The organism is Myxococcales bacterium (assembly GCA_016717005.1).
In the GTDB taxonomy this organism is placed as follows: Bacteria; Myxococcota_A; Polyangia; order Haliangiales; family Haliangiaceae; genus UBA2376.
The window spans coordinates 464724-478713 of sequence record JADJUF010000037.1; the positions used below are offsets into that span (position 1 = coordinate 464724).

9 protein-coding genes, 1 tRNA gene and 1 pseudogene are annotated in these 13990 nt (G+C 74.5%); 4 read left to right on the plus strand and 7 right to left on the minus strand.

Annotated elements, in window-relative coordinates:
• The first annotated feature begins 105 nt into the window (after positions 1–105).
• A complete protein-coding gene (locus IPL61_25595; GenBank protein ID MBK9034602.1) occupies positions 106–1443 on the plus strand; it encodes a DUF2399 domain-containing protein in 1338 nt (445 codons plus the stop codon).
• A gap of 188 nt (positions 1444–1631) precedes the next feature.
• On the opposite strand, the gene IPL61_25600 is transcribed toward IPL61_25595, so the two are convergent.
• Both IPL61_25600 and IPL61_25605 read right to left on the minus strand, forming a co-directional pair.
• Positions 1632–2015, minus strand: a complete 384-nt coding sequence (locus IPL61_25600; GenBank protein ID MBK9034603.1) for a hypothetical protein — start codon at positions 2013–2015, stop codon at positions 1632–1634.
• Positions 2016–2164: 149 nt separating this feature from the next.
• The gene (locus IPL61_25605; protein ID MBK9034604.1) at positions 2165–2695 is read right to left on the minus strand and encodes a hypothetical protein; all 531 of its coding nucleotides are present in this window, start codon (positions 2693–2695) and stop codon (positions 2165–2167) included.
• Positions 2696–2743: 48 nt separating this feature from the next.
• On the opposite strand from IPL61_25605, the gene IPL61_25610 reads away from it, so the two are divergent.
• Positions 2744–3277 carry a GNAT family N-acetyltransferase gene (locus IPL61_25610; protein ID MBK9034605.1) on the plus strand — a complete coding sequence of 178 codons (534 nt, stop codon included), beginning with the start codon at positions 2744–2746 and terminating at the stop codon, positions 3275–3277.
• A 209-nt stretch (positions 3278–3486) separates the two neighbouring features.
• Here the strand turns inward: IPL61_25610 and IPL61_25615 are convergent, their stop codons facing one another.
• From IPL61_25615 to IPL61_25635, 5 genes and pseudogenes are all read right to left on the minus strand, one after another.
• Positions 3487–4497, minus strand: coding sequence for a dihydroorotate dehydrogenase-like protein (locus tag IPL61_25615; GenBank protein ID MBK9034606.1), 1011 nt, complete (start codon positions 4495–4497; stop codon positions 3487–3489).
• Positions 4490–8082: pseudogene (gene nifJ, locus IPL61_25620) on the minus strand (pyruvate:ferredoxin (flavodoxin) oxidoreductase). The gene IPL61_25615 and the pseudogene nifJ overlap by 8 nt, the downstream one beginning before the upstream one ends.
• A gap of 320 nt (positions 8083–8402) precedes the next feature.
• Complete coding sequence (locus tag IPL61_25625; protein ID MBK9034607.1) at positions 8403–10424, minus strand: cyclic nucleotide-binding domain-containing protein; 2022 nt, start codon at positions 10422–10424, stop codon at positions 8403–8405.
• Between the two features lie 212 nt (positions 10425–10636).
• Positions 10637–11533, minus strand: coding sequence for a hypothetical protein (locus IPL61_25630; protein MBK9034608.1), 897 nt, complete (start codon positions 11531–11533; stop codon positions 10637–10639).
• 59 nt (positions 11534–11592) lie between these two features.
• Positions 11593–12054: a hypothetical protein gene (locus IPL61_25635; protein MBK9034609.1), complete on the minus strand. Its 462-nt coding sequence runs from the start codon at positions 12052–12054 to the stop codon at positions 11593–11595.
• 7 nt (positions 12055–12061) lie between these two features.
• On the opposite strand from IPL61_25635, the gene IPL61_25640 reads away from it, so the two are divergent.
• Both IPL61_25640 and IPL61_25645 read left to right on the plus strand, forming a co-directional pair.
• Positions 12062–13285, plus strand: a complete 1224-nt coding sequence (locus IPL61_25640; GenBank protein MBK9034610.1) for a suppressor of fused domain protein — start codon at positions 12062–12064, stop codon at positions 13283–13285.
• 391 nt (positions 13286–13676) lie between these two features.
• Positions 13677–13745 (plus strand) — tRNA-Ala (locus IPL61_25645).
• Positions 13746–13990 lie beyond the last annotated feature (245 nt).

Consider the following 13990-nt stretch of genomic DNA (forward strand, 5'->3'; position numbering starts at 1 on the left):
CCCGTCCGCGAACGCCGCCGCCTGCGCGCCCGGCGTCGTCGCGACCAGCCGGGCCGCCGCGTCCAGGTCGAGCGTCAGGGCCGCCGCGCTGCTACGCTCGACACCGTGAGCGGGGCGGGCGTCGACCAGAGCACCCTCGGCGACCTGCGCGCCGCGGTCGCCGACGCGCCGGCCGCGCGCCGCGCCCTCGCGGCGGTCCTCGACCGCGCCGAGGCGACCGGCCGCATGCCCCAGCGGATCACCGTGGCCGTCGACGCGCCCGGCCTGGTCGCGCTGCGGTCGATCTTCTCGCCGCGCGCGGTCGCCGCGCTGCCCGACGGGCGCGCCCGCCTCGAGCTCGCCCGCGTCCCCGCCCACGACCTGGCCGCGCTGCTCTACGCCGCCCTCGACCGCGCCCCGCGCGACCCCGCCGACGAGCGCCGGCGCCTCGACGCCGAGCTGCAGGCTGGCCTGGCGCGCGTGCCCGCGGCCGCGCCGACCGCGACCGCGTACCTCGCCGCGGTCACCGACGATCTCGCGGGGCTCCACACCCTGGCCCGCGACCGCGGCCCGGCCCACGCGCTCCACCAGATCGCCCAGGTCACCCGCGCGCTCGACGCCCTCGCCACCGTCACCGAGCCGCTGCGCGTCGCCAGCTTCGCGGCCCGCGCGCTCGGCGACAGCAAGGCCCTGGGCCCCGGCACCGAGCTGGCCCGCGCCGTCGGCGACGCCCTGCTCCGCTTCGACCCGGTCGTCCAGGCCGAGGTCGCCGCGCGCCAGCCTCGGTCGGCCCTGGCCGCGGCCGCGCTCGCGCTCGAGGCCCGGGGCCTGGTGCGCGACCTGACCAGCGTCCTTGTCCACGTGTTCGGCCCGCTCACCTACGCCGTCGGTGAGCTCACGTTCCGCCACGTCGCCGACCACGCCGTGCTCGGCGTCCCGACGCCGCTGTCGCTCGCCCAGCTCCGGACCGCCCGGCTCGTCGACGCGCCCTTCGCCCAGATCACGATCTTCGAGAACCAGGCGCCGTTCCTCGACTACCTCGATCGCGCCGACCCGCGCCGCGAGCTGGTCGTGTGCGCGCGCGGCCAGGCCACCTGGGCGGTGGTCACGCTGGTGCGGCTGTGCGCCGCCACCGGCGCGCCGATCCGCGCCGCGTGCGACCTCGATCGCAGCGGCGTGCTCATCCTGCGCAGCCTCGCCGCCCGCGCCCACGCGCCCATCGCGCCGTGGCACATGGACGCCGCCACCCACGCACGCTTCGCCGCCACCGCCGGCCGCCCCCTCGACCCCGACGAGCGCGACCGGCTCGCGCGCCTGGTCGCCGCCGATCCTCCGGACGCGCCGTGCCACGATCTCCTCCGCGCGATCCACGCCACCGGCCTGTGGATCGAGCAAGAGGCGATCGCCCACCACCTGTGGAACCCGCCGCCGCCGCACGACGACTTCAATAGCAACTCCGGCTGACGGCGCAAGCGCGCGCGCTCCGTCCGCTCAGCGCGCGCGGCGGGCCGCACCTCGCGTGGGCGCTGCCGCGGCGGTCCCCGTCGTAGCGTCCGCGTCCTCCGTCTCGCCGCGCAGACCCGGCGTGATGCTCGAGCTCACCTCGGGCGCTGACGTGTCGGTGACGCGATCGAGGGCGCCCTCCCCGAACGCTACCGGGCCAGCGCCTCGCACGGCGCCAGCTCGTCGTCGGTGCGCGCGGCCAGCACGCAGGCGCGCGCGGCCGGGGTGATGTGGGCCATGCACTCCGCGAGCTCGCGCTCGTGACGCGCGCCGCGCAGCTTGTCGCTGTCCGGATCGCCGCCGATCAGCTGCCAGGTGTGGGCCAGCACGCGCTCGCAGTCGGCGCGCTCGGTGGCGGCGGGCGCCGGGCGCGCGGCCGGCGGTGATGGTGGCGGCGCGGGGCGCGCGGCCGGCGGTGATGGCGGCGGCGCGGGGCTCGCGGCCGGCGGCGATGGCGCCGGCGCCGGGCTCGACCCGCACGCGCCGACGGTGGCCACGAGCGCGAACACGAGGCCGCGGGTCCAGAGGGTCATGGCCCCGGTGGTACCGCATCGCGCGGGCCGGGGGCCGGGTCGCGTGGCAATGCCGTCGGGCCGCGCCCTGGCGACTGGGCTCGCCCCAGGATCATTCGGGGCTGCGCCGAGGGACAGCCCCGCGAACTGGCGTCAGGCCGCCGGAACGCTCAGCCGACGTCGTCGTCGCTGGCCACGGCCACCGGGGCCGCGTCAGGCGGCGCGCCCGCGGGCCGGTGCTCGAACGGCTTGGGCCGGGTCAGGCCACCGGCCGCGCCCGCCTCGCCCTTGCCGCAGGCCAGGACCTTGCGCCCGACCGCGAAGAAGACGGTCATCTTGCCCAGCTCGAGCGCCTCGACGACGCCCTGGCCGAAGGTCGGGTGCTCGACCCGCTCGCCGATCGCGAACCGCTCGCTGGCGGCGTACGCGCGCGGCGGCTTGTTGAGGTCGGCGGCCACCGCCGGGGTCTCGAACCGCGCGACCACCTTCACCGGGCGGGTCGAGCGCGGCGACCGCGGCGTCGACGCGGCGCGGGTCTTGGTGCCGGGCGGCAGCTTGGGGTTCTTGTAGCGGTGCTGACCGCCACACTCCTTGCAGATGACCCGCACGATCTGCTCCCCGACCTTGGCCACGATGACGTGCCAGACGTCACCGCACTTGCTGCACAGGGATTCGATATCGGCGCCAACAGCTGGGGTCATGCGGGCCGACGTATACAGCGTCGGCGCCCGGCGCGCTACCGTTGTCGCATGAGCCTGGTCCGCCTCCGCGTTTTGGCCGAGTCCGACGTCGACGACATCCTGACCTGGGTCAACGATCCGGCCATCGTCGGCAACATCGCGGCGTTCTCCGGCCACGCGTTCACCCGCGACCAGGAGCTGGCCTACATCCGCCGCACCCTGGCCTCGGCCAGCGACCGGGTCTGGTCGATCGAGGAGGCCGCCACCGGCCGCTACCTCGGCCAGTGCGGCGTCCACCAGATCCACGACCGCTCGAAGGTCGGCCGGCTCGCCTGCATCATCGCCGCCCAGGGCGACATGGGCCGCGGCTTCGGCTCGGCCGCGATCCGGGCCACGCTCGACCACGCGTTCGGCCCGCTGGGCCTGCACAAGGTCTGGCTCATGATCTTCCGCACCAACGAGCGCAGCCGTCGCACCTACGCGCGGCTGGGCTTCGTCGAGGAGGGCGTCCTGCGCGAGGAGTACTTCCACGACGGCGGCTGGCACGACATGCTGCGCATGAGCATGCTCGCGCGCGAGTGGCCGACGCCGGCCGCGGCCTGATCAGCCGCTGCGCGCGTGGCCGACGCCGGCCGGATCAGGCGCTGCGCGCGTGCGCGCCGCGCCGCGGGTGCGCCCACGCCAGGGCGCCCTCGAGGCCCCGCGGCCTGATCACGCGCTGCGCGTGCGCCGACGCCGGCCGGATCAGGCGCTGCGCGGGCTCGCCGCGCCGCGGGTGCGCCCACGCCAGGGCGCCCTCGCCACCGTCGCGCTCACGCGCTGCGCGGGCGCTCGCGCCAGCTGTCGAGCATGCGCGCGTAGTTCAGGCGCGCCCACGCGTGCGGGTCGGGCGACGACCGCGCGTCCATCACGCCCCGGGCCTCGGCGCTCGAGCGGTAGCCCTTGCCGTCGAGCCACGCCAAGAGCTCGTCGCGGATCACCCCGACGTAGGCCGGGCCGTTGACCAGCAGCGCCGACGCCAGCTGGAGCACGTGGGCGCCGCACAGGATCGCCTTGGCCGCGTCGGTGCCGCTGTGGACCCCGCCGGTGCAGCCCAGCGCCAGCGGCGTGGTCGGCGCCAGCACCGCCAGCGCGTGCAGGCGCAGCGGCAGCTCGCTCGAGGTCGACGCCACCAGCCGGCGATCGACGTCGAGCTCCTCGAGGTCGAGGTCGGGCTGGTAGAAGCGGTTGAACACGGTCACGCCGCGCGCGCCGGCCTGGGCCAGCCGGCGCACGAACGCCGGCAGCGACGAGTAGAACGGCGACAGCTTGACCGTCACCGGGATCGCGACCGTGGCCACGACCGCCGCGACCACCTCGAGCTGGCGCGCCTCGAGCGCGGCCCCGGTCTCGTCGGCCGAGGTCGCGACCTCGTACAGGTTGAGCTCGAGCGCGCTGGCGCCGGCCGCCTCGAGCTGGCGCGCGTAGCTGGTCCACCCGCCGGGCGTGGTGCCGTTGAGCGACGCCACGATCGGCACCGCCACCCGCGCCCGCAGGCGCTCGAGCTGGCGGACGTAGGGCTCGGCGTCGAGGGAGAACACGTCGACGTCGGGCATGAACGTCCGGGCCTCGGCGTCGGCGTCGAGCCGCGCGTCGAAGAACCGGTTGGCCGCGAGCTGCTCGCTGACGAGCTGCTCCTCGAACAGCGAGTACATGACGACCGCGCCGGCCCCGGCCGCGACCGCCGCGGCGATCGCGTCGGCGTCCCTCGACAGCGGGCTCGCGGACACCACGAGCGGACAGCTCAGGTCGAGCCCGAGCCAGGAGGTGGATAGATCAGCCATGGTGCTTCTCTTGGGGCAGGTGGATGCGCGCGAGCTGCTCGTAGAACGCGTAGCGCTGGCGGACCGCGGTCCGGGCCGCGTCGAGGAGCACGGCGTAGTGCTCGGGCGACCGCAGCTCGACCATGCGGAACCGCGCCTCGTGCTGCATGTACGCCGCGACGTCGAGCTTGGGCGCGCCCGAGTCGAGCACCAGCGGCGCCTCGCCGCGGGCCACCCGCGCCGGATCGTAGCGGTACAGCGGCCACATGCCGCTGTCGACCGCGCGCTTCTGCTGGGTCGGCGCGTGCACCAGATCGTAGCCGTGGGCGATGCACGGGCTGTGGGCGATCACGAGCGACGGGCCGGGGTGGCGCTCGGCCTCGAGCAGCACCTCGACGGTCTGCGCGCTCTTGGCCTGCATCGCGATCGTCGCGACGTAGACGTGGCCGTAGCTCATCGCCAGCAGGCCCAGGTCCTTCTTGCGCGTGTCCTTGCCGGCGGTCGCGAACTTGGCCGCGGCGCCCAGCGGCGTCGCCTTCGACGCCTGGCCGCCGGTGTTCGAGTAGACCTCGGTGTCGAGCACGAGCACGTTGACCTTGCGGTGCGACGCGAGCACGTGATCGAGGCCGCCGTAGCCGATGTCGTAGGCCCAGCCGTCGCCGCCGATGATCCACAGGCTGCGCGGCACCAGCGCCGGCGCCACCGTCGCCAGCGCCCGGGCCTCGGCCGACGCGTCGCCGGCCAGGTGCGCGATCAGCGACTCGACCCGGGCCCGCTGCGCCGCGTACCAGGTCTCGCCGTCGCCGGGCGCGCGCAGCCCGTCGACCAGCGCCGCCGGCAGCCGCGGCGCCAGCGCGGTCAAGAGCGCCTCGGCCCGGGTGCGCCGCGCGTCGATGCCCAGGCGCATGCCCAGGCCGAACTCGGCGTTGTCCTCGAACAGCGAGTTGGACCACGCCGGCCCGCGGCCGTGGCGTCGGTCGTGTACGGCGTCGTCGGCAGGTTGCCGCCGTAGATCGACGAGCAGCCGGTCGCGTTGGCGATCACGAGGTGGTCGCCGAACAGCTGCGTCAAGAGCCGGATGTACGGCGTCTCGCCGCAGCCCGCGCACGCGCCCGAGAACTCGAACAGCGGCTGCCGCAGCACCGCGGTGCGCTTGCCGATCGCGAGCCCGTCGAGCGGCGCCGAGGTGATGCCCTCGAAGAACGCGAACGCCTCCTTCTCGCGCGCGCGGTTGGGCGCGAGCGGCTCGTTGACCAGCGCCTTGCGCCGCGGCTTGAGCCGATCCTTGGCCGGGCAGACCTCGACGCACAGGCCGCAGCCGGTGCAGTCCTCGGGCGCGACCTGCACGGTGTAGCGCAGGTGCGCGAGCGTCGGGTCGAAGCTGACCGGCTCCGAGCGGAACTCCGGCGGCGCGTGCGCGAGCTCGTGCGCGTCGAAGATCTTGGCCTGGATCGCCGCGTGCGGGCAGCTCATCACGCAGAAGTTGCACTGCACGCACACGTCGGGCTGCCAGATCGGGATCTCGTGCGCGATCGCGCGCTTCTCGAACTTGCTGGTGCCGGTCGGCCAGGTGCCGTCGGGCGGGAACGCGCTGACCGGCAGCTCGTCGCCGCGGCCCTCGAGCAACAGCCGCGTCACCCGCTGCACCAGCGCCGGCGCGTGGGGCGGCACCGCCGGCGGCCGCGCCCGCGTGGTCGTGACCGCGGTCGGCACCGGCACCTCGACCAGCTCGGCCAGGGCCGCGTCGAGCGCGACCAGGTTGCGGCGCACGACCTCGGGGCCGCGCCGGCCGTAGGTGGCCTCGAGCGAGTGGCGGATGTGCGCCATCGCCTCGTCCATCGGCAGCACCTTGGCCAGCTGGAAGAAGCACACCTGCATGACGGTGTTGATGCGGCCGCCCAGGCCGGCGCGCTCGGCCACGCCGCCGCCGTCGATCACGAACAGCCGGCACCGCTGCTCGATCAGCCGGGCCTGGACCTCGCGTGGCAGCGCGTCCCAGACCCGCGCCGGCGTCGCCGAGGTGTTGAGCAGCACGGTCGCGCCCGGCATCGCCGCCGCGAGCACGTCGCGGCGCTCGAGCGCCTCGGGGTCGTGGATCGCGACGAACTGCGCCCGCCGCACCAGGTAGCTCGACCGGATCGGCCGCGGCCCGAAGCGCAGGTGCGAGATCGTCGTCGAGCCCGACTTGCGCGAGTCGTACTCGAAGTAGCCCTGCGCGAACCGCGGCGTCTCCTCGCCGATGATCTTGATCGTCGCCTTGTTGGCCGAGACCGTGCCGTCGGCGCCGAGCCCGAAGAACAGCGCCCGGGTCACGTCGTCGGGCTCGAGATCGAACGCCGCGTCGTACGCCATCGACGAGCCCGAGACGTCGTCACGGATGCCGATCGTGAAGCGCCGCCGCGGCCCCGCGCCGGCCATGTCGTCGAAGATCGCCCGGGCCATCGCCGGCGTGAACTCCTTCGACGCCAGCCCGTAGCGGCCGCCGGCCAGCCGCGGCAGCGCCGGGAACCGGCCCTCGGCCACCGCCTCGACCAGCGCCGAGGTCAGCTCCTGCAGCAGCGGATCGCCGCTGGCGCCCGGCTCCTTGGTGCGATCGAGCACGGTGAGCGCGCGCGCGGTGGTCGGCAGCGCCGCCAGCAGGTGCTCGATCGAGCACGGCCGGAACAGCCGGACCTTGAGCACGCCGACCTTCTCGCCGCGCGCGACCAGGTGCTCGACGGTCTCGTGCAGGCACTCGGCGCCCGAGCCCATCGCCACCACCACCCGCTCGGCCGCCGGGTCGCCGACGTAGTCGAACAGCCGGTAGCGCCGACCGGTCAGCTCGGCGAAGCGCGCCATCGTCCGGTCGAGGATCGTCGGCAGCCGGGCGTAGAACGGCTCGACCGCCTCGCGCGACTGGAAGTAGACGTCGGGGTTCTGCGAGGTGCCGCGGACGACCGGGTGGTCGGGATCGAGCGCGCGGGCCCGGTGCGCGGAGATCGCCTCGGGATCGATCAGCGCGCGCAGCACGTCGTCGCCCAGCGGCTCGACCTTGGCGACCTCATGCGAGGTCCGGAACCCGTCGAAGAAGTGCAGGATCGGCACGCGCGCCGCGAGCGTGGTCGCGTGGGCGATCGCGGCGAGGTCCTGGGCCTCCTGGACCGAGCCCGAGCACAGGAGCGCCATGCCGGTCGAGCGCGCCGCCATCACGTCCGAGTGATCGCCGAAGATCGACAGCGCGTGGGTCGCGAGCGCCCGGGCCGCGACGTGCATGCAGAACGCGGTCAGCTCGCCGGCGATCTTGTACAGATCCGGCAGCATCAAGAGCAGGCCCTGGGACGCGGTGAACGTCGTCGTCAGCGCGCCGGTCTGCAGCGCGCCGTGGACCGCGCCGGCGGCGCCGCCCTCGGACTGCATCTCCATCACGTCGGGCACCTGGCCCCACAGGTTGGGCCGGCGATCGGCCGACCACGCGTCGGCGTACTCGCCCATCGCCGACGCCGGCGTGATCGGATAGATCGCGATCACCTCGCTCAGCCGATACGCGACGTGCGCGACCGCCTCGTTGGCGTCGAAGGTCTTGAAGACGGGAGTGGCGGGAGTGACGGTCGCGGCCGGGTCAGCCATCGCCCCGCATGGTGCGAGCCCTGTGCCAGCCCGCGCGCGGTGTGGGCCCCGGTGCGCCCCGCCGCGACGCAAGGGCTGCGGCGGGCGGCGGCCCCAGGCGCGAGAATTGCGCGCGCGGCCGCGACGCGACGACGAGGCGCTCGTGGTCCTGCGGCGCGGGGCCTCGTTCGCCTGAACCCCATGACGACGGTGAAGGCCACCGCGACCTCGGCGCCGGCGCGGGCGGGGCGGCGCGGCGTCGAGATCGTTCGGTCGAACACCGTGACGACGGCGGCGATGGCGCACGCGCCCGTTCAGGCCGGCGCGCCCGCCGGTGTCGGTCAGTACTCGAAGCCGCCGCCGCCGATGAACTCCCGCAGGATCGAGGTCGGCGGCACGTGGTCCGAGTAGATCGGCACGAACCGGTCGAGCAGGCGCAGCAGCCGGAACGCGGTCGTGTACGACGGGTGATCGTGCGGGACCTCGAGCAGGTAGCGCTGAGCGTAGATCTTCAGCACCGACAGCTCATAGATGAGGCTGGTGTCGAAGACCACGTCGGCGGTGTGCTGGTAGGGGAAGATGTGGCGGCGCTCGCCGCGCCGGACCGAGTCCCAGCGGCCGATGTTGGCCGCGGCGTCGAGGTTGCGGGTGTGGCGATCGCGGACGATCCGGCGCACCAGGCGCACGTCCGACGGGTGCACCCGCGACAGCCGATCGAACGGCAGCTGCGCCAGCGGGCACACGAACACCGCGAACGCCGCGGCCGGCGGCAGCATCGCGTGCAGGCGCGGGTTGAGCCCGTGGATGCCCTCGAGCAGGACGATCTCGCCCGGCCCCAGCCGCAGCGTGCGCCCGCCGGTCGGGTCGCTCTTGCCGGTGCGGAAGTCGTAGCGCGCGGTCGCGACCTCGTCGCCCGCGGCCAGGCGGCGCAGGTGCTCGGTCAAGAGGTCGATGCGCAGCGCCTCGAACGCCTCGTAGTCGTACTCGCCGTGCTCGTCGCGCGGCGTGGCCTCGCGATCGCAGTAGTAGTTGTCGAGCGACAGCTCGTGCGGACGGATGCCGTCGACCTGGAGCTGGACCCGCAGGCGCTTGATGAACGTGGTCTTGCCCGAGGACGACGGCCCGGCGATCGCGACGATGCGCGTGCCGGCGCGGCCGGCGATCCGGTCGGCGATCGCGGACAGCCGCTTCTCGTGGTAGCCCTCGGACACGCGGATCAGCTCGGTGAGGCCGCCCTTGACGCAGGCCTGGTTGAACGCGCCGACGCTGGTGACGCCGAGGCTGGCCAGGAACCGCTCCTGGTCGCTGACCAGCGCCGCCGCGTGATCCGACTCGACCCGGGCCACGCCGACGTGGCCGTCGTCGGGCGAGCGCCGGACGATCGACGGCGGGTACATGAGCACCAGCTCCTTGCCGTTGGCGACCACCCGCGCGCCGGTCAGCGCGCCGGCGTCGGGGCCGGGCGGATCGAGCGCCAGCGCCTGGACCTCGCCGAAGGTCGCGACCGGCACCATCGGCTGCAACCAGCCGTCGAGCAGCGCCTCGGCGTCGTCCCAGCCGACCTCGACGAAGCGCTCGCGGGCCTCGTCGACGTGCCACAGCTCCTCGCGCATCGGCACGTCGGCCGCGGCCAGCGCCGCCATCTCGTGCTCGAGCGCCGCCGCCAGGGTCGGCAGCTCGTCGGCGATCCGGCCCGCGACCAGCACCCGCTGGCCCACGCCCAGCGAGTGGCCCAGGCGCAGCTCGACCAGCGGATCGACCCGGCGCGCGGCCTCGAGCAAGAGCAGGCCCAGCCCGCGCCGCAGGATGCGCTCGCCGTCGTTGCTGGCGCTGGTCAGCGGCGCGACCGTGCACGGCGACGTGATCCGGGTGCCCAGCGACACCGGCCGACGATCGATCAGCGCCGCGACCACGACGTCGCCGTTCGCGCGCGCCAGCAGGCTGCCGACGGTCACCCCGGTCGGCACCTGGCGGACCTCGTCGCCGATCCGCACGCGGATCTGCGTGCGGCGCGGCAGCGAGCGCTCGGTCAGGAGCGCGCCGACGGAGTCGGTGACCTCGGTCAGGCGCACGCCCAGGCCCGACACGACCGCCTCGAGCAGCCACAGCGCCGCGGTCGGGTCGGCCGCCGCCAGCTCCCGGTAGGCGTCGCGGGTCAGGACGCCCAGCACCAGCGGCGTCACCGCCACGACGCTGGCCGCGCGGGGCCCGCCGCCGATCATCCCGAGCTCGCCGAAGTGCTGGCCCGGCAGCAGCCGCGCCAGCGTCACGTCGCCGCGCCGGGCCTCGGCCACGCCGTCGAGGATCACGTACATCGTCCGGTCGCCGTCGCCCTCGCGCACGACGACCGCGCCGTCGGGCACCTCGAGCCGGCGCAGCCACCGCCGCGACCGCGACCCGGGCCGCGGGATCAGGCGCGTCGAGCAGCGCGCCGTCGAGGCTGTGCGCGGTCGGGTCGGCCAGCGGCGGCGCGCGCCTCATCCGAGGGATCCGACGGAGACTGGCACGGAGGCTGGGACGGCGGTCATGCTCGAGATCGTGATCGTGATCGTGATTCGTGATCGCGGTCAGCGGGCTACGGCGCGCACACGCCGTACTCGGTGCCGCCGATCGACAGCGCCGGGTTGAAGCCGACGCAGGTCGTGCCCGCCACCGTCGCACACTCGTTGCCGGCCGGGCGCGTGCACACCTTGCGGCAGCGCTGCTGGGCGTTGTAGGTCGAGCACAGCGTGTTCGACGAGCAGGTCGCGTCGGACGTGCACGCCGCGCCGATCGCGCCGGCGCCCGGGGTCGCGCAGTCGAGGATGTCGAGCGGGTTGCCGGCCCGCGTGGTCGTGAAGAAGCCGCACTTCTGTCCGGCCGGGCAGCCGCCGGCCGCGCTGTTGGTCGGGTTGCAGTTGGCCGAGCAGGTCAGCGCGCCCGGGATCGGCTGCGCCATCTGGTCGGTGATCTGGATCGCGCACAGCGCCCGCGGCTGCGGGCAGTCGCCGTCGACCGCGCAGTACTTGTGGCAGCGCCCGCCCGCGCAGACGAAGCCGGTCGCGCACTCCGAGAACGTCGAACAGGTGCTGGCCTCGGTGCCCGGCACGTTGACCGCCCGGCACGCCGTGCCCATCAGATCGGTGAAGTCGATGTCGCAGGTCAGCGGCGGCGTGCACCCGCACTGCGGGAACAGCGAGCACGGCTGGGTCGAGCAGCCGTTGGCGTCGGTCGGCGCGTCGGTCGGCGCGTCGGTCGCGCCGTCGACCGCGGTGGCGTCGGCGCTGGCGCCGTCGGGACCACCGGCGCCGTCGGGCGTCGCGCCGTCGGGATCAGGGTCGGCGCCGTCGACCGCGGCGGTGCCGTCGGAGGTCGCGCCGTCGTCGTCGGCCACCGCGTCCACGTCGGCGCCGGCCGGCCGCGACGACGCGCACCCGCCCAGGGTCGTTGCCGCGGACAGGGCCAGGGCGAGCAAGCGGGCACGGAGCTGCATCACCCTCGATCCTCAGATCCACCGCCGGCGATCGCAAGCTGTTTCGCCCGTAACCTCTGCTACGTTCCACCTACATGAGCCTGGTGGCGGCCGATCGTCTGACGGGGGAAGGCAACGCACTCTTTCAGCAGGGCGACTTCGCCGGCGCGGCCGAGCGCTACGAGCGCGCCGCGGTGTTGTTCCCCGAGCACCACCTCGCCTGGAAGGGCCTCGGCCACGCGCTCCTGTGCCTGGCGCGCCCCACCGAGGCCGCGCGCGCGTTCGACCGCGCCATCGGCCTCAAGTCCGACAGCGCCACCGCGCTCTGGGGCGGCGCGCTCGCCCACGCCGACCTCGGCCACAAGCCGATCGCGCAGAACTACCTCAAGCGCACGCTCGCGCTGCAGCCGTCGTGGACCGAGCTCGCGCGCTCGGTGCCCGCGCTCGCGCAGTTCCTCCAGATCTCGACCTACGCCGGCGAGATCCTGCGGGTCGCGCTCGGCCCGCCCAGCCTGCGCGTTCCGGCACGCCGCCGATCCCACCCGCGCGATCGACGTCGCGCGCTACCCCGACGTGCCCGAGCCCGGCCACGTCACCTACGGCTCGCTCGGCCTGTCCAACGTCGAGTGGCCCGACGGCCGCCCGCGCATCGAGGTGCTGCTGGCGTGCGTGCACGACAGCGCCGGCATGCCGCAGCTCGTCGCCAACACCGCGTTTCACATCATCGATCAGCAGTTCTACCCGACGCCCGGCAGCGTCGTGCGCGACCTCGTCGGCGTGCTCCGCCTCGGCGACCTGTCGCTGCGCTTCCCGCACATGTTCTTCACCGTGCCCCGCCGCTGGGGCCTGCGCCTGCCGCTCGACGAGGGCCCCCGCGATCACGATCACCTCGGCCGTGCCGATCAGCGAGCGCGAGTACCGCTACTGGAAGGACGGCGGCGACGATCTGCCGCGCCGCCTCGCCGCCGTGGACACCGCCGACTTCGCCCGCGCCGAGGTCGTCTAGGGCCGCGACGCGACGGCGTCACCCGCACGATCGGCGCGGTCAGGTTCGCCCCCGCCGTCGCGATCGCCGCCAGCGACGGCGTCACGCGCACGATCGGCGCGTTTCCGGTTCGCCGCCGCCGGCGTGATCGCCGCCAGCTACGGCGTCACGCGCACGATCGGCGCGTTCAGGTTCGCGCCCGCCGTCGCGATCGCCGGCGCCGCCTGGGCCGAGGCCAGATCGACCACGCTGTCGAACGCCGCGCGGTCGCAGACCTGCACCGACCACAGCGGCGAGTACGCGGTGTCGCCCGGCAGCGCCGCGACGACGTTGTGGGTCAGCGCGCTGCCCGCCTCGGTCGCGAAGCCCTTGCCCGCCACCGGCGCGCCCGCCGTCGGGTTGACGTCGTAGGCCACGTAGATCGTCGAGGTCGGCACGGATCGCCCGCCGGCGCCAGGGCTCGGCCGCTCACCGAAGTGGAAGTAGTGGACGATCTTGTCGTCGTACCAGGCCTGGGACAGCTCGGCGTAGTCGCCCGGCGTGCGCACGCGCGCCACCGAGCCCTCCGGCACCAGCGGGCAATTCACCAGCGCCGGCATCGGGGTCAAGGTGAGGCCCCGCGCCACGATCTCCGCGTAGCTGGTGATCGTGTTCGCGACGTAGTCGCCCGGCACGTCGACCCGGATCGGCTGCCACAGGTCGTTGTAGCCGGCCATCCCGGCACCACCGTGACGATGTTCTTCTGGCCGTCCACCGGCCCGTTCTCGCCCTCGCGGAACAGCACGTGAATCGGCGCCGGCGTCGTCGGCTGCACGTCGAACAGGTACAAGGCCACCGCCTCGCCCCCGGCCCCAGCGTCCATCTTAGGTCGCGTCGTAGTCGATCGCCGCGTCCGCCGCCGGCAAGCTCGGATCGGCGTCGCGCACGAACACCGTGCCCGCCGCCGCGCTGAACCGATCGATCGGGTGCCGCGGCGCCGTCGCCGGGTCCACGCCCTTCGGGTCGTCCGGGCAGCCCGCCCCGCTCCCAGGGCCAGCAAGATCGCAGAGATCGCCGTGATGCGCATGACGTACCTTACGCGCCCCGCGCCGCCCTGGTTACCCCGCGCCCCGTCCCTCACCAGATCGCTCGCCCGCGCTTGACAACCCCCGCGCCCGCTGGTACCTACACGCCCGTTCCGGGGTCATAGCTCAGCTGGGAGCGCTAGAATCGCACTCTAGAGGTCTGGGGTTCGATCCCATGGCTCCACCGGAAAACGTCAAGGGTCTCGCAGCGATGCGGGGCCCTTCGGCGTTTCGGAGATCCCGCCGAGCCGGCGCACCTCACGGCGGCGGCAGCGGCGCCGCGAGCGTCGCGGTGACGCGCGCCGTCGCCGGCGACTCCTCGGACTTCGCAAGACCTCTCAGCACAGCCCCTTGAGGTTGAGGCGCCGGTAGAGGTCGCGGCCGAGGCGGCCGACGAGGTCGCCGACCAGCTTGTTGCGCACCAGCGGG